The organism is Polynucleobacter sp. JS-Fieb-80-E5 (assembly GCF_018882015.1).
GTDB lineage: Bacteria > Pseudomonadota > Gammaproteobacteria > Burkholderiales > Burkholderiaceae > Polynucleobacter.
In genome coordinates, this window is sequence record NZ_JACVPH010000001.1 from 395,213 (window position 1) to 418,589 (window position 23,377).

Consider the following 23,377-nt stretch of genomic DNA (forward strand, 5'->3'; position numbering starts at 1 on the left):
TAATCTCGTCGTCACTTGCGGCAATGCGGCTCACCATCGTTTCTGTTGGTCATAAGATGCCTGATTGGGTTGCCACGGCAACTCATGACTACATCAAACGAATGCCTGCGGATTGCAGCATTGAAATCAAAGAGATCAAACCTGATCTCACACCCGCAAAAGAAGCCGTAAAAATTGCAGCATCCATCCCCAAGGGATCCAGAGTGATCGCTTTGGATGAGCGAGGCAAAGACCAAACCACTCAGAATCTTGCCACTCAACTGGCTAGCTGGCGCCAAGAAGGTTTTGACATTACCTTTTTAATTGGTGGTGCGGATGGCTTGGACCCCAGTCTAAAAGCAGGTGCGCAAGCCATGTGGCGACTCTCCAGCCTTACCTTGCCGCATGCCATGGCCAGAGTAATGCTAGTGGAGCAACTCTATAGAGCTTGGACTATTCTGCAAGGCCATCCCTATCATCGTGAGTAATCCGTTGAACTCTTTTATTTATCTTGCCTCACAAAGCCCTCGCCGCCAAGAGATCTTAAGGCAAATGGGTGTTCGCTTTGAAATGCTGTTACCAAGTCCTGATGAAGATAGTGAGAGTATCGAAATCCCTCTCCCACAAGAAAAAGCACGCCCCTATGTGGAGCGCGTTACCTTGGCAAAAAGTGCTGCAGCACTCAGCCGATGGAAAAAGGGTGGCTTACCTTGGGCTCCGATTCTCTGTGCCGATACCACTGTATGCTTACCCAACCATCCCGATGGTGAAATTTTGGGTAAACCGGTCGATGCAGCGGATGCTGCCCGAATTCTAGCTATGCTCAGCGGCAAAGTACATGAAGTACTCAGCTCGGTAGCGATCACTGTGAATCCCGATGAAAAACCCATACAGCTTGTACAGGTTTCTAAAGTTCAGTTTGCTGATTTGTCGATAGAGCAGATTGACACCTACATCGCCAGCGGCGAACCCTTTGGCAAGGCTGGCGCCTATGGCATACAGGGCTTGGGTGGCACTTTTATTCCCTCAATTCAGGGCAGCTATAGCGGTATCATGGGTCTACCTATTTATGAAACGAAGCTTTTACTAGATCGTGCCCAAGTTAGCAGCATATGAACGAAGAAATACTAATTAATATCACCCCGCAAGAAACGCGTGTTGCTTTAATTCAGCAAGGAGCGGTTCAAGAGTTGCAGATTGAGCGCACTCGCCAACGCGGTATTGTGGGGAATATCTATTTAGCCAAAGTAGTTCGTGTACTGCCAGGCATGCAATCGGCATTTATCGAAATTGGTCTTGAGCGCACGGCATTTATGCACGTCGCTGATATCACACAAAATAATCCTCAAGCACAAATTGAAAAATTATTGTTTGAAGGTCAAACACTGTTAGTACAGGTATTAAAAGATCCTTTAGGAACTAAAGGTGCACGCTTAACAACCCAATTGAGTATTGCTGGACGCAATTTAGTCTACCTACCCCCAGCAGGTAGCGATACCGCTACTGAAAAATATATTGGCGTTTCTCAGCGGATTGATCAACCTGAAGAACGCGAGGCCATTAAGGCCCGTCTTGCAGGCCTGATGGCTGAAGATGAAAAAGGCGGCATCATCGTCCGTACTAGCGCTCAAGATGCATCCGACACAGAACTGCAGCATGACATGCTTTACCTGCGAACTACCTGGGAAAACATTCATGCGACCATGAAACACAACCCGGCGCCTACCCTGCTCTATCAGGATCTTAGCCTAGCGGAGCGTGTATTACGAGATGTTGCAGGTGAAGACACCACTCAAATCCGTGTGGATTCTGCTGAGAATTTTGAGAAGCTCAAAGCATTTACGAATGCTTACATGCCCAATCTTTTGGGCAAGCTGACTCTACATCGTGGCGAGCGCGCCCTCTTTGACTTATTTGATGTCGATGCAGAAATAAATAAAGCGCTGGGTCGCCGAGTTGATCTCAAGTCTGGCGGCTATCTCATGATCGATCAAACAGAGTCTATGACTACGATTGATGTGAACACGGGTAGTTACGTCGGCGCACGCAATCTCGATGACACTGTCTTTAAAACCAATCTAGAAGCGGCTCAAGCGATTGCACGTCAACTCCGTTTACGTAATCTGGGTGGAATCATCATCATTGATTTCATCGACATGCTTGGCAAAGACCATCAAGAGTCTGTATTACATGAACTCAAACGTAATCTTGAACGCGACCATGCTCGCACCTCAGTGAGTGACTTTTCCGCATTGGGCTTAGTAGAAATGACCCGCAAACGGACGCGTGAGTCCTTAGCCCATATCACTTGTGAGCCATGTGCCACTTGCCTTGGCAAAGGCGAGATTAAAACCGCCCAAACAATTTGTTATGAGATTTTGCGCGAAATTGTGCGAGAGCATCGCCAATTTAATCCACGTGAATTTAGGATTGTGGCTGCCCCTGATGTAATTGATTTATTCCTAGAGGAAGAGAATCAATTCTTGGCGCAGTTGGGGGATTTCATTGGCAAGCCAATTACCCTGCAAGCGGAAGGTAGCTTCCGCCAAGAGCAATACGATATTGTTCTGAGTTAAGTTTTCTGAATTAAGCGTTAGAGAATTGGATGCGATGTAAGTTCGCATACAAGCCATCGTGCTTAATTAAATCCTCGTGAGAGCCATTCTCGACAATTTTGCCGTGCTCTAGAACCACAATTCTGTCGGCATGTTCAATAGTCGATAAACGGTGTGCAATTACTAAAGTCGTTCTATTAGCCATTAAGGTATCTAGCGCTTCCTGAACCTGACGCTCGGATTCAGAATCTAAAGCTGATGTGGCTTCATCCAAAATCAGAATTGGTGCATCTTTATAAATAGCACGCGCAATTGCCAAGCGCTGGCGTTGCCCACCAGACAGGCGATTACCGTTATCTCCCACCATGGAATCGATGCCATCCGGCAGTTCTTTGATCATAGCGCTGAGATTGGCAGCCTCTAGAGCCTCCATCACGCGACCGCGATCAATTCCAGCCGGTCCATTTGCGCCATATGCCACATTAGCAGCAATAGTGTCATTAAAGAGAATAACGTCTTGACTCACAAATGCGATCTGTCGACGCACATCTGCCAGCACAATATCTTCCAGCGGAATGTCATCCAAGTAAATGTGGCCACTAGTAGGCTTGAAAAATCGAGGTAATAAATTCACGAGAGTCGACTTACCGCCACCTGAAGGTCCCACAAAAGCAACCACCTCTCCAGGCTTGATGGTGAGATTAATATCACTTAAGGCGTCTTTACGTCCAGCCTCTTGTTGATAAGAAAACCCTACATTATCAAAGCGAATAGCGCCTTTTGCCTTGTCAAGCGACTTCATGTTTTGCTTGCGCTCTTGATCTTCCTCAAAAGGCTGGTCCATCAATGCAAAAATCATCTCTGCAGCAGTGAGGCCACGCTGCAAAGGTTGATTGATATCCGCTAAATGCTTTAAAGGAGAAATCACCAACATCATTGCAGTAATGAAGGCGGCAAATCCCCCCACAGTAGTACCTTCGGTAGCAGATTGCATCAAGGCAATCACCAACACCACCGATAAAGCCATAGATGCGATGAGTTGTGTAATTGGCTGATTTAGGCCGCCAGCAACTGCAGACTTCAAAGCAAACTGGCGCAAGCGTTCTGCCTTTTGCATGAAGCGGGACATTTCATACTCTTCCGCACCATGTACTTTGACAATCTTATATCCCGCTGCAGCCTCTTCAACAATATAAGCAAGATCGCTTGTGAGCGTTTGCTGCTCCCTGTTAAGAGACCTTAAGCGACGATTAATTTTGCTCATGATGAATGCAATCACGGGAAAAATAATTAAAACGACTAAAGTCAACTGCCAATTTAAATAAATTAAATAACCAATTAAGCCAACGACCGTCAATGAATCTCGCACTAAGCTAATTAACATTGTTCCCATGACGGAGAGAACGTTATTCACCTCAAAGACAACACCATTTATTAAAGTCGATGCCGAGTTCTTTTGAAAAAAAGTAGTGCTAGCGTTCAAAAGGGTTTGAAACATTTGCGCACGTAACTTTAAAAGTACGGAGTTAATTACCCTAGTAAGTAAATAGTTCGACAAAAATTGGGCCAAACTTCGCACCAAAGCCAAACCTACCAAGAAAACAGGAACCTGCCAGAGCTTGCTATTGAGCTGCCCCGTAAAGCCTCTATCCAACAAAGGCTTCATTAAGGCGGGGATTGAGGTCTCGGCAGCAGCAACTACAGCCATAGCCAATAAGGACCCAACAATCAGTCTAATATGGGGCTTGAGATAGGTAATTAAGCGATTTAGGGCGGTACGGTCTTGAGCATTCATATAATGAATTATGCCCACCTTATCAGTCATACTCATCACCCGCAATGAAGAGGCCAATTTGGACGATTGTCTGGCCTCTTTAGAGGGGATCGCCCAGCAGATCGTGGTTGTTGATACCAACAGCTCTGACCGCACCCTTGAGATAGCCAAAAACCACGGGGCAACGATAGCTCAGCCGTCAGATTGGCCTGGTTTTGGGCCTCAAAAGAACCGTGCCCTGGATTTAGCTAGCAGCGAGTGGGTTCTCTCATTGGATGCCGATGAAAGACTTACCCCTGCCCTAAGGTCAGAAATTTTGACGGCCATTCACCATAGCGCCCACATAGATTGCTTTGCCATCCCTAGACTTTCTTGGTATTGCGGACGCTTCATCCGCCATTCTGGCTGGAGCCCGGATTATGTCGATCGTTTATTTAAACGCGGTACCGCTCGTTTCTCAGATGATTTGGTTCATGAACGCCTAGTTCCCAATGGCCAGGTCGCAAAATTAGAAAATCCCATGTTGCATTACAGCTTCATGAATTACTCTCAAGTACTCCAAAAGCTAGATCGCTATTCCACCGCCTCAGCAGAGCAAGCATTTGCTAGAGGTAAAACCAGTAGCCCCCTTAAGGCAGTTCTGCATGCTGCTTGGGCATTTTTCCGCACCTATATTTTGCGTGCGGGATTCTTAGATGGTCCTCAGGGATTTGCATTGGCGATATCCAATGGTCAAGGAACCTATTACCGCTATATCAAGTTGTGGCACCTGAATCAGGAAGCCAGCAAATGATTTCGATTTTGTTGGCTACCTATAACTGGCCACAAGCGCTCAAGCTTTGCCTAGAATCTCTTGATACGCAAACCGACAAGAACTTTGAAATCATCATCGCCGACGATGGCTCTACTGAGAGCACAAAACACCTCATTGACTCCATTCAAGGCTCGCACCCCGCATCCATTACTCATCTTTGGCAAGAAGACCAAGGCTTTCAGAAAACCAAGATCCTCAATAAAGCAATTGCCGCAGCTCATAGTGATTACTTGGTTTTTCTGGATGGCGATTGCATTGTCCAGCCCGATTTTGTAGCGCGGCATCGTGCGTTGGCGCAAAAGGGATACTTAGTTACTGGCAGCAGAGTCCTACTCAATAAAAACCTGACCACCGAATTACTCACTTGGCCTCAGTGGAGTTTTGAGCGCTTTTGTTCAAACCTCATCAGCAAGCGCTTAAGTGGGGGCATCAATAAATATTGGCCCCTTAAAGTAAAGTTGGGCAATGGCTCTTGGCGTGACTACAAAAAATTTGTTTGGCGTCGCATCAAGGGTTGCAATATGGCTTGCTGGAAAGCCGATGCTGAAGCTGTCAATGGCTTTGATGAAACCATGACCGGCTGGGGTCATGAAGATGCCGACTTTATCTTCCGCCTGCAACACCATCGCATTCGCCGCAAGTCAGGCTCATGGTCTACTGAAGTACTGCATCTCTTTCATCAAATCCATGATCAAAGTAACGCCACCGAGAATGCTCGACGGGTTCGGGAGAAGATCTTGGCTAAGGCCCTTTAAGCATTCGCACTGCCATGACTACATACTCCACACTCAAACCTAAAAAGGTTTTATTTATTGCCACGAGGCAAATTGGAGACGTATTAGTAACAACACCCCTCATTAGTAAGGCTAGAGAGCTTTGGCCTCATGCGGAGTTTCATTTTTTAGGTTATCGCGGCAAGCTAGAGATGCTTCATGGCAATCCTGATATTGCTGAAGTGATAGAAACTTCGGATCGACCAGGTTTTGGTGAATATCTATCACTTTTTAATCGCCTGTTTCAGCGTTATGACTTAGCAGTAGTGACGCAGCCAAGCGATCGCGCCTACTTGTATGGTCTAGTAGCCGCCTTTAGAAGAGTTGGCGTTCTTGGTGGCCACCCGCAAGGCAAAGATGCACAAGATCAACAAAATCGCAGCAAGAGTGAGAAGCAAAATGCCTGGAAGAAATTTATCTGCATGCACACAGTGGATGTTGACTACTTTCAGCAGCATGTCATCACTGAAAAACTGCGCCTACTAGAGGTCTTTTTTAAAAACCGAGCTGAATTATTTTCCAAACCAATTTCAGTTACCCCGCCTGCTGGAGAACCCTTAACGCCGGCCATTACCAACGAACTTAAGCAACCTTATGTCGTTGTACACCCAGGACCCCTAACTGCCTATAAACGTTGGCCTCTAGGGTATTGGCAAGAGCTCATCACCTGGCTCGTAAGGCAGAACTTCCAGGTAATCCTCAGTGCCTCCCCTGCTAAGCAAGATATACAACTCAATCACGACATTATTTCCCTGTTGGATGAAGAAACTAAGAAAAAAGTTATCAATGCTGCTGGTAAATTATCTATCCCCCAAGCAGGCACTTTGATTCGTGGTGCTGCTTTGTATATCGGAGTTGATACCTCAATCACCCACTTAGCAGCAGCATGCAATACGCCTACCATCGCCCTCTTTGGCGCCACTCCGCCAACGAACTTTGGCCCATGGCCCAATGGTTTTATTGGTGAACAGCCATATCAATTGCGTGCTCGCACTCAAACTGTCGGCAATGTCACCATTCTGCAAGGCCCTGGTGAATGCGTACCTTGTCGTAAAGCCGGATGCCTAGATAAGGCCGATAGTTATAGTGAGTGCTTGGACCTGCTAGAACCCGAGCAAGTCATTGAGGCCGTTCGGAAAGCATTACCGAACTAGATCAACCAATACGATCAGTGATACTGAATCTGTACAGGATCTTTTTGCTTAGAAGCTAGGATTTGATTTAAGCCATGCAAGCAGGCATCGTCAGGATAGATGCGCAACTCTTCTGGGAACTGCATCAAGCAAGCGCCGCCACTAGTAGTCACAGCAGCCGTCAGCATTAAACCCTTCATACCATCGTTCGATCCCGGCGCAGCAGGAGCAGATGCGCCAAGCTTAGGATCACGTACACGATTGGCCATAAGATAGGGATTAATTTGGCTACGGAGCATCTTGATATCAATTGCGTTATCAATGCAGACATGCACATTACGGGCAAAGCGCATACGCGCACCTGTGATATCCATTACCGCCTCAGACACAATGCGCATGCCGCCTGAGAACTTGTCAGGCGTCACATTGACCTTGGCAACCAAGAGCTCATCTTCTTTTAACCAAGAACGATTGGGCTCGTAGACTTCGCTATACAAGGTCACTTCGAGGGCAGCAGAGCCATCATCGATAGTTGCAATCATCATACGACCGCGTTGACCAGTGAGCATTCGTGCTGAAGTGATAATGCCGGCAATGAGTTGATCTTTACCCTCCGCTACCTTAGCCAAAGGCTGACGAATAAAGTGAGAAGTTTCATCACGATAGGCATCAAACATATGACCTGTTAGGCAAAGACCTAAAGCAGTCTTTTCTTCTTGAAGGCGCTTCTTCTCCGACCAGGTAGGCTCGCGCACCAATTCTGGGAGATGGCGATCCTCCTCACCGGCCGCCTCAAACAAGCTCACCTGATGAATCGATGCCTCTGCTTGCTCAGCAGCCTCAATCGCTCTAGCTAAAGAGGCGAGCAAGGTAGAGCGAATGTCATACAAATTTCCGCCCGCAGGAACGGAGTCACGATACAAGCTATCAAACGCACCAGCACGTATCAGCGCTTCAATAGCGCGGCGATTGACTTGTCTACGATCCACTCGTGCGCAGAAATCAAATAAATCTTTAAATGGCCCGCCAGTTTCACGCGCCTTCACGATAGATTCAATTGCTGCCTCACCAGTACCACGCACAGCACCTAAGCCGTAACGAATGTGGCTGATGGATGAATCTGGAGCTGCATCGGGTGCGCGCAATGGCGTGAACTCATAAACACCAGTATTGATATCTGGTGAGAACACCCGAATGTTATTGACTAAGCAATCGTCATACAGAATTTTCACCTTATCGGTGTCATCCATTGCGAGCGATAAGTTGGCTGCCATAAATTCAGCTGGGTAATACGCTTTGAGCCAAGCAGTTTGATATGCCAAAAGTGCGTATGCAGCAGCATGGGACTTATTAAATCCGTAGCCAGCAAAACGCTCCATCAAGTCATAAATCTCATTTGCTTTTGACTCGGTAATGCCACCCGCTTTTGCACCATCACTAAAGATCTTGCGATGCTGAGCCATTTCTTCTGGTTTTTTCTTACCCATCGCACGACGTAACATGTCGGCACCACCCAATGAGTAGCCACCAATCATCTGCGCCATTTGCATTACCTGCTCTTGGTAAACCATGATGCCGTAGGTCTCGCGCAGAACAGGCTCAATACGAGGATCGGGATACTCCACTTTTTGACGCCCATGCTTACGCTCAATAAAGTCTGGGATCAAATCCATTGGGCCCGGACGATACAAAGCCACTAAGGCAATAATGTCCTCAAATCGGTCAGGCTTGGCTTCACGTAGCATGCCTTGCATGCCACGACTTTCTAGCTGAAATACTGCGACAGTATTAGCGCGCTTCAGAACATCAAAAGCTTTTTCATCATCGAGCGCAATCTCACCGATATTCCAGTCTCTGCGATCAGAATGTAACGCTTTAATCCAGCGCTCAGCTGCTGCCAAAATAGTCAGCGTAGTCAGACCCAGGAAGTCGAACTTCACCAGACCAATCGCCTCTACGTCATCCTTATCAAACTGACTGATCACAGAGCTACTGTCTTGATCTTTACTTTCTTGCGTATAGAGCGGACAAAAATCAGTGAGGCGCCCTGGGGCAATTAATACACCGCCCGCATGCATGCCGACGTTGCGGGTCATGCCCTCTAACTGCTGCGCCAAGGATAGTAGCTGACGCACTTCATCTTCATTCTTTTCGCGCTCGGCTAATTGCTTCTCTTCCTTCTTTGCCATTTCAATGGTCATGTACTGACCTGGCTTATTCGGAATGAGTTTGGCGATGCCGTCTACGAAGTTATAGCCCTGCTCTAGTACACGCCCCACATCACGAATCGCCGCTCTAGCTGCCATGGTTCCGAAGGTGGCGATCTGACTCACCGCATCCTTACCGTACTTATCTTTTACATACTGAATCACACGGTCGCGACCATGCTGACAGAAGTCGATATCGAAGTCGGGCATCGATACCCGCTCTGGATTGAGGAAGCGCTCAAAGAGCAAGTTGTAACGGAGCGGATCCAAATCGGTAATGCCGAGTGAGTACGCCACTAAAGAGCCGGCACCAGATCCGCGACCAGGGCCTACAGGCACGCCATTATTTTTAGCCCAGTTAATAAAGTCCGCCACGATCAGGAAGTAACCCGGGAATCCCATTTGAGAAATCGTCTTGACCTCAAACACGAGACGCTCGTAATAGCGCTTCATTTCTGTTTCGCGCTCTTCTGCATCCGGGAAATTGCGCTCCATGTGGCGCTTAAGACCTATTTCCGATTGCTGCAACAAGTAATCGTCGAGCGTAATACCTGGAGGCGTTGGGAAATCCGGTAAACGCGGTTGACCTAATACCAATGAGAGGTTACAACGCTTGGCAATTTCCACTGAATTTGCCAATGCTGCGGGCAAATCAGCAAAACGCTTTTCCATCTCATCTTGCGTTAAAAAATACTGTTCGTCATTAAACTTTTTAGCGCGGCGCGGGTTACCTAGCAACTCCCCTTCAGCAATACAAACACGGGCTTCATGCGCCGTAAAGTCGCTCTTTTGCATGAACTGCACTGGGTGGGTTGCAACCACCGGTAGATTTAGTTCACTGGCGAGATGACAAGCAAGCTGGAGTTGTTTTTCATCTTGAGGATTACCGCCGCGCTGCACTTCGATATAAAAAGATTTCGGAAAGAGTTTTTCGTAGCGTCTAGCAACAGTCTTGGCATGATCTTCTTGCCCAGCCAATAGCGCGATGCCGATTTCACCCATGCGTGCGCCAGAAAGTGCAATCAAGCCATAAGAGAGAGTGCGCTTGGCCGCCTTATCTTCTGCTTTGGCAGCAGGCTCACCAAACCAAGCGGAATCGACTTCAGCACGACCACGGGATTGATTGTCGAGAGATGCCCTACTGAGCAGCTCACATAAATTGAGGTAACCGGAATGATTTTGTACCAAGAGCAATAAGCGATGAGGCTGATCTGGATCCTGAGGATTGCTCACCCAAACATCTGCTCCGGCAATCGGCTTGATCCCGCCAGATCGCGCGGCGGTATAGAACCGCACCAAACCAAATAAATTACTTAAATCCGTAATCGCTAAAGCGCCCATCTCATCTTTGACGGCGGCGGCTACCGCATCATCAATGCGCACGACTCCATCCGTAATCGAAAACTCGGAATGGATGCGAAGATGAACAAATCGGGGTGAAGCCATGAGATGATTTTAGCTGTGTCCACCCTCAAAAACCCTCCATCCCCAACCGACGGCTATCGCGGGCGATTTGCCCCCTCGCCCACCGGTCCGCTACATGCCGGATCCCTGGTTGCAGCCCTCGGAAGCTGGCTAGATGCCCGTAAAAATGGGGGTAAATGGCTGCTCAGAATCGAAGATTTGGACACCCCGAGATGCATCCCCCAGGCAACCGAGCAAATTCAGGCTCAATTGCTCGCCTGCGGCCTTTCTTGGGATGGGGAGGTCATTTATCAATCTCAGCGCCAAGAGGCTTATCAAAGGGCTTTAGGGCGCTTAAATGGGCTTCAATGCCTGTATTCCTGCACCTGTTCAAGACAAACCATCACCAATGCCCTGGCCAAGCTCGGAATCGAGACCCCTCGCAATCAAGAGATGGTCTATCCCCGCACCTGTCGCCCTGCACACTTAATCAGCAATCCCACAGAATCTTTCGGGGAATTGCAGCGGGCTTGGCGGATTGGCCTTCCCCAAAAGTGCCATATTGAATTTAACGACTTAGCTCTGGGCTCTCAAAGCCAAAACCTCAATACAGAAGTGGGTGATTTTGTCCTACGCAGGAGTGATGGCTTATTTACTTATCAGTTAGCTGTAGTAGTTGATGATGCAGAACAAGGCATCACCCACATTGTTCGCGGTGAAGATTTACTCAGCAACACTGCAAGACAAATTTATCTGCAAGAAGTTTTGGGATACAAGCGGCCAGAATATCTTCATCTTCCACTGGTGCTCGATGAGCATGGTGAAAAACTGAGCAAGCAAACTTTAGCAACACAAATTAATATGCAAGATGAGAAGCACTCGCTGATAGAGCTACGTAAAGCAGCAACACATTTGGGATTACAGAATTTGCCGGATGGCGAGAATGTCACCATTGCAGAGTGGCTATTGGCAGCCACTCATGCATGGCGAAGTTAATTACTCAGTTAATTATTTTTTCTTAAAGCCGCCGAGTAAAGCACCAACAGCAGGTTTAGCGGGAGTAATGCCCGCCTTCTTCTCGTCTGGCTTAGCGGCATCTGCAGTAGATACAGACGCTGCACTTGGCTCGTAAGGCTTATAGAAGAAAGGGTCAGACATTTTTGCTGGTGCACTTCTTGAGCTGCTAGAACCACTGGAGCTGCCATAACCACTAGATGAAGGACGACTTTGTGAAGGCTCGCCTGCTGGTAAAGGCTGTACATCCAGCTTGCGCTTCATTAACTTTTCGATATCGTCAAGCAAACGCTTTTCACTAGCGTCCACTAAGGCAATCGCGTCCCCTTTGCTGCCGGCACGACCTGTACGACCAATGCGGTGAATAAAATCTTCTGCGTTGTAAGGCAGCTCGTGATTAATCACGCACGGCATATCGGGAATATCTAAACCACGAGCAGCCACATCGGTTGCTACCAATGCTTCGATTGCACCAGACTTAAAGGCATCCAAAGTTAAAGTACGCTCACCCTGACTCTTGTCACCATGAATTGCGCCCGCTTTAATACCGTCACGCTCTAAGGCACGAGATAGTTTTGCGCAACCCAAACGGCTATTGGTAAAGATAATGCACTGACGTGATAAACCAGCACGAGTGCGTGCTTCTAGCACTTTGACAATCGCACGTTGCTTATCGGCAGAAGAAACCATGTGCACTACTTGCTTCACAGTATCAGCCGCGGCATTTTGACGAGCCACCTCAACTGTTACTGGAGTACGCAGATAACTTTGTGCCAGTTTCTTAATTTCTGGTGAGAACGTTGCAGAGAACAACAGGGTCTGCCTTTGTGCTGGAATCAAATTAATGATGCGTTGCAAGTCAGGCAAGAAGCCCATGTCGAGCATGCGATCAGCTTCATCCAAAACCAAAATCTCTACTTGAGAGAGGTTGGCAACTTTAGAGCCAATGTGATCCAGTAAACGTCCTGGAGTGGCGATCAAGATCTCTACGCCATTACGCAGTATCGCTACTTGCTCTTTCATATCGACGCCGCCATAAACAACGGCAGCACGTAAATCAGTGTGCTTGGAATAGCTTGCCGCATTCTCAGCTACTTGCACTGCCAGCTCACGGGTCGGAGTGAGAACCAATGCACGGATTGGATGACGTGCTGGCGATGCGCTGTTACTCGCGTGACGCAAAATCTTTTGAATGATCGGTAATACAAAGGCGGCCGTCTTACCAGTACCAGTTTGTGCTGCACCCATCAAATCACTACCCGCCAATACATGCGGAATGGATTGCGCTTGAATCGGAGTAGGAATGGTGTAACCCTGCTCAAGAACAGCTTTTTGAATTTTCGGGTCTAAACCAAAGTCAGCAAAAGTGATTGCTGCTGGAGGAGCAGTGTTAGTAGTACTAGGGGTAGCGCTGTCGCTAACCCCTATAGAAGAATTTATTTCAGTAGCAATATTTGTCAAGGTAACTTACAGGATGGCCGCAATGCCGGCCTTAGCGGTTTCAGCATCCTCGGTCGATTTAACGCCGGAAACGCCGACTGCGCCGATGGTAAAGCCATTTACATCGATATTGACCCCACCTTCCAACATGCCCGAAATATGTGGGGCAGATAAGAAAGAGGTGCGGCCGTTATTAATAATTTCTTCATAGACGCGACTTTCGCGTTTACCCATTGCAGCAGTACGCGCCTTCTCTTGTGCAATATATGCAGATACCGGAGCACAACCATCACGACGAATTAAACCCAACATATGACCACCATCATCACAAACGGCAATCGTTACAGCCCAATTATTGGCAGCCGCATGCTTATTTGCTGCATCCAAAATCTTTTGGGCATCAGCTTGAGTGAGGTAAGGTTTAGTTGCAGTCATGTTTAATCTTTCTATCTCGAATATGGTGTATTTATTTCATGCACTTCTATATAAGTACTTGAATTATAAGGGGTGTAGCCAGATTGAACCTGAGGAATCTAGCTCCACCCACCCTAATTTGCTCTAAGTTGCCCTAAGTACTTCTTATTTAAGGAACTCTTGGGCTGCAACGACTCCGCTGGCCTTCGGTTTGTAACCCATAGAACCCAGACTCATCTCTACCCCACTGAGGGCGGCCATCAAGCTCAATTCATTGCAATCGCCTAAATGGCCAATGCGAAATGCCTTGCCTTTGATCTTGCCTAAACCTGTTCCCAAGGAGAGGTTGAATTTCTCCAGCGCATGTTTACGCAATACATCGGCATCCATACCCTCTGGTGTTGCAATACAAGTCAACACTGGTGAGTAGCAGTCTTTATCTTGACACTGAATTTCTAGACCCCATGCATTGACTGCTTCACGACATGCAGCAGCTAAACGCTGGTGACGCGCAAAGATCGTATCCAATCCTTCGGCCATCATCATGTCCATGGCTTCATGTAAACCGTACATCAAATTGGTGCTGGGAGTCGTTGGCCAATATCCATTTTTATTAGACTCCAAGATCTCATCCCAAGCCCAATACGCTTTTTGCATTTTGTTATTTTTACTAGCTTCAATTGCGCGTGGTGACAAAGCATTAAAGCCGATACCAGGGGGCAACATTAAGCCTTTTTGTGAGCCAGAGATAGTTACGTCCGCGCCCCATTTGTCATGCTCGTAATCAGCTGAACCCAAGCCAGATACACTGTCTACGAGCAATAAGGCTGGATGCTTTAAGGAATCAATTGCTTTGCGAACGGCAGCAATATTGGAGGTAACGCCAGTTGAAGTTTCGTTATGCACTACGCAAACAGCTTTGATCTCATGACCAGTGTCTTTACGTAAACGCTCTTCAATCACGGATGCATCCACACCCCAACGCCAAGAATCTTGCCCCGCTTTACCGACCACCTCAACATCTAAGCCAAGACGCTTACCAAGTGCACGCCACAAGTTTGCAAATTGACCAGTTTCATAGAACAACACTTTGTCACCAGGATTGAGAACGTTGACTAATGCACCTTCCCAAGCGCCGGTTCCGGATGCGGAATAAATAATGACCGGTTGCTCAGTTTTAAAAATCTTTTTAATACCTTCCAATACCTTCAGACCGAATGCACCGAACTCTGGACCACGGTGGTCGATAGTTTGATAGCTAATAGCGCGAAGTACGCGTGGAGGCACAGGACTTGGGCCAGGGATATGTAAAAAATGGCGTCCTGATGCGTGATTATCAAGTTTCAACATGCTTTGTCTCACTTTTAAAGTGTTTATAGGTAGTTATTTCTGCTGTTAGTGTATGACAATTTTTGGGAAATTTCCATTTTGTATACAATTTATTTAAAATTATCCTTTGGATAAAGCCTAAATTAAGCATTTAAAGGCTGTATTTATGCTTTAAGATCGTTTATTCTTATTTTGTATACAAATTAATGAGCCAAGAGCTTAACTAAAGGTTGATCCATGACGGTAGTAGAACAGCCAAATTCACAAAATTTGCATGAAGCGACTTTCGAGAAGCTGAGATCCCTCTTGGTCGAGGGAAAGATTGCCCCTGGTAGCAAATTGAATGAACGTGAATTGGCTGAGAGCCTCAACGTCTCCCGCACTCCCATTCGGGAGGCAATTCGACGTTTGGCAGCTGAGGGCCTGGTGGAGTTAATTGCTAATCGCGGTGCCATCGCCGTACAACTCAGCCTTGCAGATGTATTGAATACCTTCGATGTCATTGCAGACCTAGAAGGTTTCTCTGGGGAATTGGCAGCCAATAATATCAGCAATGCCACCCTCTCTGAATTAGAAGCCCTCCAATATGAAATGATGGCCTCTTATGCGCGCCGTGATTTATCGAGTTATTACAAACTCAATTTACGCATTCACCATCTGATTAATCAGGCAGCAAACAATCCTGTTTTATCAAAACTCTTTACCCAAGTAAATGCGCGCATTGAAGCACTACGCTTTCGCTCCAATCAAGATGGCGTTAAGTGGGAAAAGGCTGTGGAAGAACATCAAGAAATGCTTGATGCCCTTAAGGCACGAGATAGTGTCCGCATGAGAAAAATTATGATCCAACACGTCAGAAATAAACGCGATGTCGTTGCTCAATTACTCCAATCAGAATCCCTGTCAGAAGCTGCCAAATCATGAATAAACCCTTAGATCTTAAAGAACTCATGGTTGATCAAGCGGCTTTAGCGGCACGTCTTCGCAAGGAGACTTCAGGTGAAGTGATGACTGATAGTGCGAGTCGCGGGCGCTATGCAACCGATGCCTCGATCTATCAAGCAATGCCTGTTGCAGTCTTTGTACCGAAAACTGCTCAAGATATTGCTAGCGCAATTCAGATAGCAGCAGAGATGGGCGTGCCGGTGCTACCACGTGGCGGTGGTACAAGTCAGTGCGGTCAAACTACTGGTGCAGCACTAGTTATTGACAACACCAAGTACTTCAGAAACGTTTTAGATCTCAACCTTGACAAAGGCTATGTTGAAGTTGAACCCGGCATTGTTCTGGACCATCTCAATGGCTCACTCAAGCAACATGGTCTTTGGTATCCAGTCGATGTTTCTACTGCAGGACAAGCCACGATTGGTGGTATGGCCGGTAATAACTCTTGCGGTAGCCGCTCAATTGCTTACGGCAATATGGTGCATAACGTATTGGGTATTGATGCCTGGTTAGCAGATGGCAGAATTGCCAACTTCAGCGATTACGCAAGTAGCACTGGGGCTGCTAAGCAGTTAGGTGACTTTGTTAAAAATCTAGCCACCACCCTCCAACCAGAAATCGAAGCGCACTTTCCGAAGGTATTGCGACGTGTAGCTGGCTATAACCTCGATATCTTTCATCCACAGAGTGAATTACCTTACACAAAAGATGGCAGTGTCAATCTGGCCCACCTTCTAGTTGGTAGCGAAGGTACTCTTGGGTACTTTAAGTCCCTCAAACTCAAGCTCGCGCCTTTGCCACAACATAAGGTACTGGGTATTGTGAACTTCGCCAGCTTCTACAAAGCAATGGATAGTGCACAACATATTGTGAAGCTTGGCCCTACCGCTGTTGAGTTGGTTGATCGCACCATGATTGATTTAGCGCGTAGCAATCCCAGCTTCAAGAAAACGATCGAGACCGCCTTAATTGATCACGCAGCCCAGACTCCAGAAGCCATTTTGTTGGTTGAGTTTTCTGGTGAGTCTCATGCACCATTGCTTGAGAAGCTCAAAGCCTTACAAGAACTGATGAGTGACCTGGGCTTGCCTGGATCTGTTGTGCCGATGCACGATGCTTCACCACAAAAAAACTTATGGGAAGTACGCAAAGCGGGTCTGAATATCATGATGAGCCTCAAGGGTGATGGCAAGCCAGTGAGCTTTATTGAAGATTGCGCCGTTCCACTAGAAAGCTTGGCTGAATATACTCAAGCCTTAACGGATGTGTTTTCTAAATATGGCTCACGTGGCACTTGGTATGCCCATGCTTCTGTAGGCACCTTGCACGTGCGCCCTATTTTGGATATGCGCAGAGATGGGGCTCAGAAGATGCGTGCGGTTGCTGAAGAAGCTTCTGCCTTGGTACGTAAGTACAAAGGGGCCTATAGCGGTGAGCATGGCGATGGCCTCTGTCGTGGCGAATGGATCTCTTGGCAGTTTGGCCCCAAGATCACTGAAGCCCTCGCAGAAATCAAATACGCTTTTGATCCTAAGGGATTATTTAATCCCGGCAAGATCATCAATCCACCCAAGATGGATGATGCAAGCAACTTTAGATTTTCACCAAGCTATAAAGTTATTCCATTGCAACCTGCATTAGATTGGTCTGCTTGGAACGTTCAGAACGATCCCGTCACAGAGGCAACTACCGCATCTGGCACTGGCGGTGATCCCGCCATGGGCTTAGCTAAAGCAGTGGAGATGTGCAATAACAATGGCCACTGCCGCAAGTTTGACGCTGAAGTGATGTGCCCAAGCTATCGCGTAACACGTGATGAGAAACACCTCACCCGCGGCAGAGCAAACACCTTGCGTCTAGCGCTTTCGAATCAACTTGATCTAAAAAGTGGAACATCGCCCGAATCTTCTCCATTAGCAAGCGACGCCATAAAAGATGTGATGGAGCTGTGTGTGAGCTGTAAAGCCTGCCGTCGTGAGTGCCCTACTGGCGTGGATATGGCCAAGATGAAGATTGAGTTCTTATCTGCCTATAAGAAACGTGTTGGTTATTCATTACGAGATCTAGCAGTTGCCTATTTACCTAAATATGCCAACACGATTAGTGCCATTCCATTCTTGCCAGCCTTACTCAACTTACGCAATCACATTAAACCTATTGCAACACTTCAAGAGTGGGTCATGGGGATTTCTGCGCAAAGAAGTTTGCCGATTTGGAAGAGTACAACTTTCTGGAATCAGAAAGCGGCAAACACTTATCAATACAGCCCAGAAGAATTGACTAGTAATGCTGATGGCAAAGGCGTTGTTCTATTGGCAGATACCTTTAACGCCTACTTTGAAGATGAGAATCTCCAGGCAGCATTAAAAGTACTGAATGCTGCTGGCTATCGCGTGCATATTCCTCATAAGAGTCAAAGCAACACCACCAAACAAACAAGTAAAAGTGGCTGCTCTAAAGAGTTTTGCTGTGGCAGAACCTATCTAGCTGCTGGTATGGTTGATAAGGCCAAGGAAACTCTTGGTGAATTGGTTGATCACCTCGCGCCCTACGCAGATAAGAACATTCCAATTATTGGTTTAGAGCCTTCCTGCTTATTTACCTTGAAGGATGAAGCCTTGGTGATGGGCTTTGGTGAGCGTGCTGTCAGAGTTTCTAAACAAGCGCAATTGCTCGAAGAGTTTTTGGCTAGCGAAGTACGAGCAGGAAAACTCAAATTGAATCTTAAAGCAGCCGATAAGTCAGTACTGTTTCATGGTCACTGTCATCAGAAAGCATTTGCTGCAGTGACCCCTGCAATGGAATTACTCAAACTTATTCCGAATGCAGAACCTAAGCTAATTGAATCATCTTGCTGCGGTATGGCTGGTAGCTTTGGTTATGAAGCCGAGCACATTGAAGTGTCTAAGCAAATGGCAGAAGCTAGTCTTTTACCTAGTATTCGGAAATCACCAGGCAGCTGGGTGGTAGCTGACGGCACTAGTTGTCGCCATCAAATAGCCGATGGCACCCAAAGAGAAGCTGTGCATATCGCCAGAATTTTAGCGGCGCACCTATAAGAGCAAAAAAGGATGGGACGGCGTATTTTTATTTAACGAATTACGCCGTAACCCACCATCAGCAAAGTTCCCGTCAGTAAGGCAGGAACCAATCGCTTGGTGGATTTAGAGATCATTACGCCGATAGCCAAGGAACAAATCAGCGCTCGTATCCACAAAGGTACGGTTGCCATCAGGCCAAGTGGCATCACAATCAAGCGTATAGTTAAAGCGGCAACCATCGCATAGGTCACAGCAGCCAACCAGCGGAATATCTCGCTATCTTGGTTGATACTTTGCGATAGCAGGACGCCAATTGCGCGACAGAAGTAAGTACCCAGACAGGCGCCCACTAAAGCAATCCACAAACCCCAACCCGAGAGCGCGTTAGTCATGGTGTTGATCGTACTCATCACCCAACTACTCCAGTTTTCTTGCGCAAGAACTTACGGTCAATAAAGTAAGCAATGGTTCCGGAGACTAATCCTGCGGTTAATAGGCTGGTATCGCGATCAACTATAAAGAAGATGGGGCCAAAGATGCACCCTAAGCAAATTGCAATGCGGTTAATCCAAGGCTTTACCTCAGTAAATGTCAGCAAGAAAAACAGGGGGTTAATAAAGACCAAACCTAGGGTCACAGCAGGTGGCACCATTCCTGCCAGATAAAAACCCAGAATGGTTCCCGGAATAGAGATCAACCAACACAGCAATCCTAAACCAACAAAATAACTCAGGCGATGCCTCACCTCAATCGCATGAAACTCGCGCATGGAGATAGCCCATGCCGTCATCGCCAGTAGATGAACCGAAGCATACAGACTGCGATTACGATCCTTTTGATGAAACTGCGGAAAGAGTGTCACCGTCATCGTAATGAAGCGCGTAGATGTGAGCGTAACTGCTAAAGCAATAGCTACAACAGATGAGCCGGTAATGGCCATCTCGAGCAAGACAACCTGCCCTGGTAATGCGAACATAAAGAAGGAAGTAAAGGTCGTAAACCAAACATCAAAGCCATTGGTTTTACCCATTGCTCCGAAGCCCACCATGCCAGCAAAGAGCACCATCGCAGGAGCACCTGCCGCATCCCGAATACCAGACCAAAATGCATCGCTGGGATTTTTAAAGCGCTCTGCCGCAGACTCTTCTAGCGCGATTTCGCTAGGATCAATGTAGGGCTGGTCTGCAGATGACATGACTTAATTGTAATCTTTGCAGGACTTCTAAGCCTTTAGGGCCCATTCAATATGCTCAGCTACTAGAGGATCAGCTTGGGCAAGTACCTCACTTAAAGCTGTGCGTATAGCTGACTTATCGCTATCTGCTACAGCGGAACTTGCCAGCGCATTACCCATTGCTACAGCCAGATTGCGACGCCAGCGGCTATAACCAATTCTGCGAATGGCACTGCCTTCATGGCGTTGCTCAAACTCAGCCTCAGTCCAGGACCACAGGTGTAAAAGTGATGCCCGCCCCAAACCATGACGTCTTGCAAAGTCTGGTAACTCTGTGCGTTTGGCAAATTTATTCCAAGGACAAATCAGCTGGCAATCATCGCAACCATAGACGCGATTACCCATGGCGCTTCTAAATTCAACTGGTATCGCTTCAGGATTTTCAATGGTGAGATAAGAGATGCATCTACGTGCGTCTAATTGATATGGCGCAGTAATGGCTTGAGTAGGACAAATATCAATACAGGAGGTGCATGTGCCGCAATGCTCCTCAATCTCTTGATCCAATGGAAGTGGTACATCCACCAAGATCTCACCCAAGAAAAATGTTGAGCCAGATTCTCGATTCAGTAAGAGCGTGTGTTTGCCACGCCAACCTAAACCCGCTTTACGTGCCAACTCTACTTCCATCAATGGCGCTGAATCTGTAAATACGCGATAGCCCAACTTCCCAATCCGTTCTTCAATGCGTTGGGCAAATTCTTGCAAACGATTACGAAGTACCTTGTGATAATCACGCCCTCTGGCGTACATCGAAACCACCGCCTGGGTAGAATCTTCCAACCTTTGCCACTCAGTATCGAAATCAGTGTCGGGTGGGAGGTAGTTCATGGATACACAAATGACGCGCACTGTACCGGGAACCAATAGCTCGGGATGAGAGCGTAATTCGGCATGGCGCTCCATGTACTTCATATGGCCATGACGTCCCTCAGCCAGCCATTCCTGCAAACGTTCTGTTGCAAGCCCTAAATGGGTGTCGGTAATGCGTAAGCCATCAAATCCCAAGGATGCAGCCTGCTCCCCAAGCCAATCACGTAGATTGGACTCATCTAAAGGTTGAGAACTGGTAGATAAAGACATATGGAATACAGAATGTAGCGCAATAATTGAATAAACTAGGGGAATGGCTCAAACACAGGCAACCTCGGCAATTCCGCTCACTGCAATAGATCTCTATTGTAGGCAGGAAGCCGATACCGCCTCTCTTGCTAAGCATCTGGCAGCCAGTTTTGAGCACTTTCTGACTAAGCAGCCTAATTCACACTTAAACATCTCTTTAGAGGGTGATCTTGGTGCCGGCAAAACAACTTTTGCGCGATACCTCATTCAAGCATTGGGTCATGAGGGCAAGGTAAAGAGTCCTACTTACACTTTGTGCGAACCCTATCCACTCACTTTAAAAGATCAAGCAATCACTGTTCACCACTTTGATTTGTATCGCATGCGTGATCCCCTGGAATGGCAAGAGGCGGGATTTGCAGAATATTTTGATGTCCCGGGTATTTGCTTAATTGAGTGGCCAGAAAAAGCCGAGGGCACTTTACCTGCATTTGATATTCAGATTCTGTTATCTGTAGGCGCAGATGAGAATGAGCGCTCGATCACTATTAATGCCTTATCTATTCAAGGTAAAGCTGTAGTCGATGATATTCACATCCCTTAGTAATGACTAAATAGTGAATGAGTAATAAAAAGATCAACCTCTCTAGAAGGCGGCATCTTAAGACTTCTGCGAAGTTCTTGAGCTTTGCCCTTCTGCTTACCGAGGTGGATATTGCCTGGGGTGCCAAGATTTTAGGTGTACGCGTCTGGCCTTCCGAGGACTACACCCGCGTTACCTTGGAGTCCGATACACCATTGCCTATTACCCAACAGATTTTGACCAACCCCGATCGCTTAGTGGTTGATGTGCAAGGACTAGAACTCAATCCGACATTGAAAGATTTGGTAGCCAAAGTAAAGCCAAACGATCCCTATATCTCGCAAGTTCGCGTTGGCCAGTTTCAGCCAGGAGTGGTGCGTTTGGTATTTGACTTAAAAGAACCCATCAAGCCACAGCTCTTTACGCTTGATCCCATCGGTGAGTACAACTACCGCATGGTGTTTGACCTCTACCCCACTACGCCACCAGATCCATTAATGGCTTTAGTGAGAAGTAGCGCCAAAAAAGAAAGTGCTCTTGAAAAATCCAATGAAGAAGTGGATCTGATTGCGCAGTTCGCCACCAAGAAAGAAAAAGAACTCGCCAAAGTTCCAGCAGCGCCAGTTGCGCAAGCTATTCCAGAACAGAAGGATCTACCAGCACCTGCTAAATACAAGCGCTTGATCACAATAGCCATAGATCCCGGCCATGGCGGCGAAGATCCTGGCGCCATTGGCGCAGCAGGCTCACGAGAAAAGAATGTAGTACTTGCAATTGCTAAAAGACTCAAAGATAAGATTGAAGGCGAAGCCTATATGCGCCCTTTCTTAACTAGAGATGGTGATTACTTTGTCCCACTACATGTCAGAGTTCAAAAAGCACGACGTGTTGAAGCCGATTTATTTGTATCAATCCATGCAGATGCCTTTATTGAAAGAAATGCCAAGGGAGCATCTGTATTTGCACTTTCTCAAATGGGAGCTAGTAGTACTGCTGCCAGATGGATGGCCAACAAAGAAAATGCTTCCGACCTGATTGGCGGCATCAATATCAAGACTCAAGACAGGCAAGTTGCTAACTTGCTATTGGATATGTCGACTACGGCCCAGATCAAAGACTCACTACAGGTAGGCAACTCCATTCTGAAGCAAATCGGTGGATTTGCCCCCCTACATAAGGGGAAGGTGGAGCAAGCCAGTTTTGCGGTTTTGAAGGCTCCAGACATTCCCTCAATCCTCGTAGAAACTGCTTTTATCAGTAATCCGCAGGAAGAGGCCCGATTGAACGATGATGGCTACCAAGACCGGATTGCAGAGGCTATTTTGAAGGGAATAAAGGACTATTTTTCTAAAAATCCTCCGGTGGCCAGACGGGTCAACTCCTAGGAGCATGTAAGTACAAGGGCTGAAGGGCAGACCCCACAAACCCAGGGAAGGCCTACAAACTTCTTGCTATAATTTACGGCTTAACTGGGTCGGTAGCTCAGTCGGTAGAGCAGCGGACTTTTAATCCGTTGGTCGCGAGTTCGAATCTCGCCCGACCCACCAAACATTACTAAGCCTCGCTCTGCGGGGCTTTTTCTTTTACCAATCGGCTTAATTGGCATTACCCTTTTTCTATTGAGGCCTTAGTTAGCATCTTATTTTAATATCATGCTATAATGCAATCATGCAGCA

At 47.1% G+C, this 23,377-nt stretch carries 19 protein-coding genes and 1 tRNA gene; 12 read left to right on the forward strand and 8 right to left on the reverse strand.

Annotated features, from left to right (window positions below; genetic code table 11):
* Positions 1-23: 23 nt before the first annotated feature.
* Genes rlmH through rng form a run of 3 tightly spaced genes read left to right on the forward strand, consistent with a single transcriptional unit; the run spans position 24 to position 2,555 of the window.
* Positions 24-467 carry a 23S rRNA (pseudouridine(1915)-N(3))-methyltransferase RlmH gene (gene rlmH, locus ICN44_RS01785; protein WP_216262363.1) on the forward strand — a complete coding sequence of 148 codons (444 nt, stop codon included), beginning with the start codon at positions 24-26 and terminating at the stop codon, positions 465-467.
* Complete coding sequence (locus ICN44_RS01790) at positions 460-1,095, forward strand: nucleoside triphosphate pyrophosphatase (protein WP_370624849.1); 636 nt, start codon at positions 460-462, stop codon at positions 1,093-1,095. Before rlmH ends, ICN44_RS01790 begins: the two co-directional genes overlap by 8 nt.
* Positions 1,092-2,555: a ribonuclease G gene (gene rng, locus ICN44_RS01795; protein ID WP_216262365.1), complete on the forward strand. Its 1,464-nt coding sequence runs from the start codon at positions 1,092-1,094 to the stop codon at positions 2,553-2,555. Before ICN44_RS01790 ends, rng begins: the two co-directional genes overlap by 4 nt.
* 10 nt (positions 2,556-2,565) lie before the next feature.
* Here the strand turns inward: rng and msbA are convergent, their stop codons facing one another.
* Positions 2,566-4,329 (reverse strand): lipid A export permease/ATP-binding protein MsbA, encoded by a 1,764-nt coding sequence (gene msbA, locus ICN44_RS01800; protein WP_216262367.1) that lies wholly within the window; start codon positions 4,327-4,329, stop codon positions 2,566-2,568.
* A gap of 10 nt (positions 4,330-4,339) precedes the next feature.
* Between msbA and ICN44_RS01805 the strand changes: the two genes are divergently transcribed.
* The 3 genes from ICN44_RS01805 to ICN44_RS01815 are packed head-to-tail and all read left to right on the forward strand — an operon-like array spanning position 4,340 to position 7,049.
* On the forward strand, positions 4,340-5,101 hold the full coding sequence (locus ICN44_RS01805; protein WP_216262369.1) for a glycosyltransferase family 2 protein: 762 nt from the start codon (positions 4,340-4,342) through the stop codon (positions 5,099-5,101).
* On the forward strand, positions 5,098-5,877 hold the full coding sequence (locus tag ICN44_RS01810) for a glycosyltransferase family 2 protein (protein ID WP_216262371.1): 780 nt from the start codon (positions 5,098-5,100) through the stop codon (positions 5,875-5,877). Before ICN44_RS01805 ends, ICN44_RS01810 begins: the two co-directional genes overlap by 4 nt.
* A 14-nt stretch (positions 5,878-5,891) precedes the next feature.
* On the forward strand, positions 5,892-7,049 hold the full coding sequence (locus ICN44_RS01815; protein WP_216262373.1) for a glycosyltransferase family 9 protein: 1,158 nt from the start codon (positions 5,892-5,894) through the stop codon (positions 7,047-7,049).
* A gap of 14 nt (positions 7,050-7,063) precedes the next feature.
* Here the strand turns inward: ICN44_RS01815 and dnaE are convergent, their stop codons facing one another.
* Positions 7,064-10,681, reverse strand: coding sequence for a DNA polymerase III subunit alpha (gene dnaE / locus ICN44_RS01820; RefSeq protein ID WP_216262375.1), 3,618 nt, complete (start codon positions 10,679-10,681; stop codon positions 7,064-7,066).
* Between the two features lie 3 nt (positions 10,682-10,684).
* Between dnaE and gluQRS the strand changes: the two genes are divergently transcribed.
* Complete coding sequence (gluQRS, locus tag ICN44_RS01825; protein ID WP_216262377.1) at positions 10,685-11,635, forward strand: tRNA glutamyl-Q(34) synthetase GluQRS; 951 nt, start codon at positions 10,685-10,687, stop codon at positions 11,633-11,635.
* 12 nt (positions 11,636-11,647) lie between these two features.
* On the opposite strand, the gene ICN44_RS01830 is transcribed toward gluQRS, so the two are convergent.
* The 3 genes from ICN44_RS01830 to ICN44_RS01840 form a co-directional block, all read right to left on the reverse strand.
* Complete coding sequence (locus ICN44_RS01830; protein WP_216262379.1) at positions 11,648-13,114, reverse strand: DEAD/DEAH box helicase; 1,467 nt, start codon at positions 13,112-13,114, stop codon at positions 11,648-11,650.
* A 6-nt stretch (positions 13,115-13,120) separates the two neighbouring features.
* Positions 13,121-13,528 carry a heme-binding protein gene (locus tag ICN44_RS01835; protein ID WP_072583972.1) on the reverse strand — a complete coding sequence of 136 codons (408 nt, stop codon included), beginning with the start codon at positions 13,526-13,528 and terminating at the stop codon, positions 13,121-13,123.
* 144 nt (positions 13,529-13,672) lie between these two features.
* The gene (locus ICN44_RS01840; RefSeq protein ID WP_216262381.1) at positions 13,673-14,857 is read right to left on the reverse strand and encodes an alanine--glyoxylate aminotransferase family protein; all 1,185 of its coding nucleotides are present in this window, start codon (positions 14,855-14,857) and stop codon (positions 13,673-13,675) included.
* 216 nt (positions 14,858-15,073) lie between these two features.
* Here ICN44_RS01840 and ICN44_RS01845 point away from each other — a divergent pair, with 216 nt between their 5' ends.
* Together ICN44_RS01845 and ICN44_RS01850 are read left to right on the forward strand one after the other, a co-directional pair.
* The gene (locus ICN44_RS01845; RefSeq protein WP_216262383.1) at positions 15,074-15,760 is read left to right on the forward strand and encodes a GntR family transcriptional regulator; all 687 of its coding nucleotides are present in this window, start codon (positions 15,074-15,076) and stop codon (positions 15,758-15,760) included.
* Positions 15,757-18,840 (forward strand): FAD-binding and (Fe-S)-binding domain-containing protein, encoded by a 3,084-nt coding sequence (locus tag ICN44_RS01850; protein WP_216262386.1) that lies wholly within the window; start codon positions 15,757-15,759, stop codon positions 18,838-18,840. Before ICN44_RS01845 ends, ICN44_RS01850 begins: the two co-directional genes overlap by 4 nt.
* Before the next feature lie 32 nt (positions 18,841-18,872).
* Here the strand turns inward: ICN44_RS01850 and ICN44_RS01855 are convergent, their stop codons facing one another.
* Genes ICN44_RS01855 through queG form a run of 3 tightly spaced genes read right to left on the reverse strand, consistent with a single transcriptional unit; the run spans position 18,873 to position 21,139 of the window.
* Complete coding sequence (locus tag ICN44_RS01855; protein WP_216262387.1) at positions 18,873-19,232, reverse strand: AzlD domain-containing protein; 360 nt, start codon at positions 19,230-19,232, stop codon at positions 18,873-18,875.
* Positions 19,232-20,017, reverse strand: a complete 786-nt coding sequence (locus ICN44_RS01860; RefSeq protein ID WP_216262388.1) for an AzlC family ABC transporter permease — start codon at positions 20,015-20,017, stop codon at positions 19,232-19,234. Before ICN44_RS01860 ends, ICN44_RS01855 begins: the two co-directional genes overlap by 1 nt.
* Positions 20,018-20,044: 27 nt before the next feature.
* A complete protein-coding gene (gene queG / locus ICN44_RS01865) occupies positions 20,045-21,139 on the reverse strand; it encodes a tRNA epoxyqueuosine(34) reductase QueG (protein ID WP_216262389.1) in 1,095 nt (364 codons plus the stop codon).
* A 43-nt stretch (positions 21,140-21,182) separates the two neighbouring features.
* On the opposite strand from queG, the gene tsaE reads away from it, so the two are divergent.
* The 3 genes from tsaE (at position 21,183) to ICN44_RS01880 (ending at position 23,248) form a co-directional block, all read left to right on the forward strand.
* Entirely contained in the window at positions 21,183-21,722 is a 540-nt protein-coding gene (gene tsaE, locus ICN44_RS01870; RefSeq protein WP_216262390.1) for a tRNA (adenosine(37)-N6)-threonylcarbamoyltransferase complex ATPase subunit type 1 TsaE, read from the forward strand.
* 17 nt (positions 21,723-21,739) lie between these two features.
* Positions 21,740-23,086, forward strand: a complete 1,347-nt coding sequence (locus ICN44_RS01875) for an N-acetylmuramoyl-L-alanine amidase (RefSeq protein ID WP_216262391.1) — start codon at positions 21,740-21,742, stop codon at positions 23,084-23,086.
* Positions 23,087-23,172: 86 nt separating this feature from the next.
* Positions 23,173-23,248, forward strand: a tRNA-Lys gene (locus ICN44_RS01880).
* The last annotated feature ends 129 nt before the right edge of the window (positions 23,249-23,377 follow it).

Excerpts from the sequence above, each read along its gene's own strand:
- rlmH (WP_216262363.1), top strand. The coding sequence starts at position 24 with ATGCGGCTCACCATCGTTTCTGTTGGTCATAAGATGCCTGATTGGGTT.
- rng (WP_216262365.1), top strand. The coding sequence starts at position 1,092 with ATGAACGAAGAAATACTAATTAATATCACCCCGCAAGAAACGCGTGTT.
- msbA (WP_216262367.1), bottom strand. The coding sequence starts at position 4,329 with ATGAATGCTCAAGACCGTACCGCCCTAAATCGCTTAATTACCTATCTC.
- ICN44_RS01805 (WP_216262369.1), top strand. The coding sequence starts at position 4,340 with ATGCCCACCTTATCAGTCATACTCATCACCCGCAATGAAGAGGCCAAT.
- ICN44_RS01810 (WP_216262371.1), top strand. The coding sequence starts at position 5,098 with ATGATTTCGATTTTGTTGGCTACCTATAACTGGCCACAAGCGCTCAAG.
- ICN44_RS01815 (WP_216262373.1), top strand. The coding sequence starts at position 5,892 with ATGACTACATACTCCACACTCAAACCTAAAAAGGTTTTATTTATTGCC.
- dnaE (WP_216262375.1), bottom strand. The coding sequence starts at position 10,681 with ATGGCTTCACCCCGATTTGTTCATCTTCGCATCCATTCCGAGTTTTCG.
- gluQRS (WP_216262377.1), top strand. The coding sequence starts at position 10,685 with ATGATTTTAGCTGTGTCCACCCTCAAAAACCCTCCATCCCCAACCGAC.
- ICN44_RS01835 (WP_072583972.1), bottom strand. The coding sequence starts at position 13,528 with ATGACTGCAACTAAACCTTACCTCACTCAAGCTGATGCCCAAAAGATT.
- ICN44_RS01840 (WP_216262381.1), bottom strand. The coding sequence starts at position 14,857 with ATGTTGAAACTTGATAATCACGCATCAGGACGCCATTTTTTACATATC.
- ICN44_RS01845 (WP_216262383.1), top strand. The coding sequence starts at position 15,074 with ATGACGGTAGTAGAACAGCCAAATTCACAAAATTTGCATGAAGCGACT.
- ICN44_RS01850 (WP_216262386.1), top strand. The coding sequence starts at position 15,757 with ATGAATAAACCCTTAGATCTTAAAGAACTCATGGTTGATCAAGCGGCT.
- ICN44_RS01855 (WP_216262387.1), bottom strand. The coding sequence starts at position 19,232 with ATGAGTACGATCAACACCATGACTAACGCGCTCTCGGGTTGGGGTTTG.
- ICN44_RS01860 (WP_216262388.1), bottom strand. The coding sequence starts at position 20,017 with ATGTCATCTGCAGACCAGCCCTACATTGATCCTAGCGAAATCGCGCTA.
- queG (WP_216262389.1), bottom strand. The coding sequence starts at position 21,139 with ATGTCTTTATCTACCAGTTCTCAACCTTTAGATGAGTCCAATCTACGT.
- tsaE (WP_216262390.1), top strand. The coding sequence starts at position 21,183 with ATGGCTCAAACACAGGCAACCTCGGCAATTCCGCTCACTGCAATAGAT.
- ICN44_RS01875 (WP_216262391.1), top strand. The coding sequence starts at position 21,740 with ATGAGTAATAAAAAGATCAACCTCTCTAGAAGGCGGCATCTTAAGACT.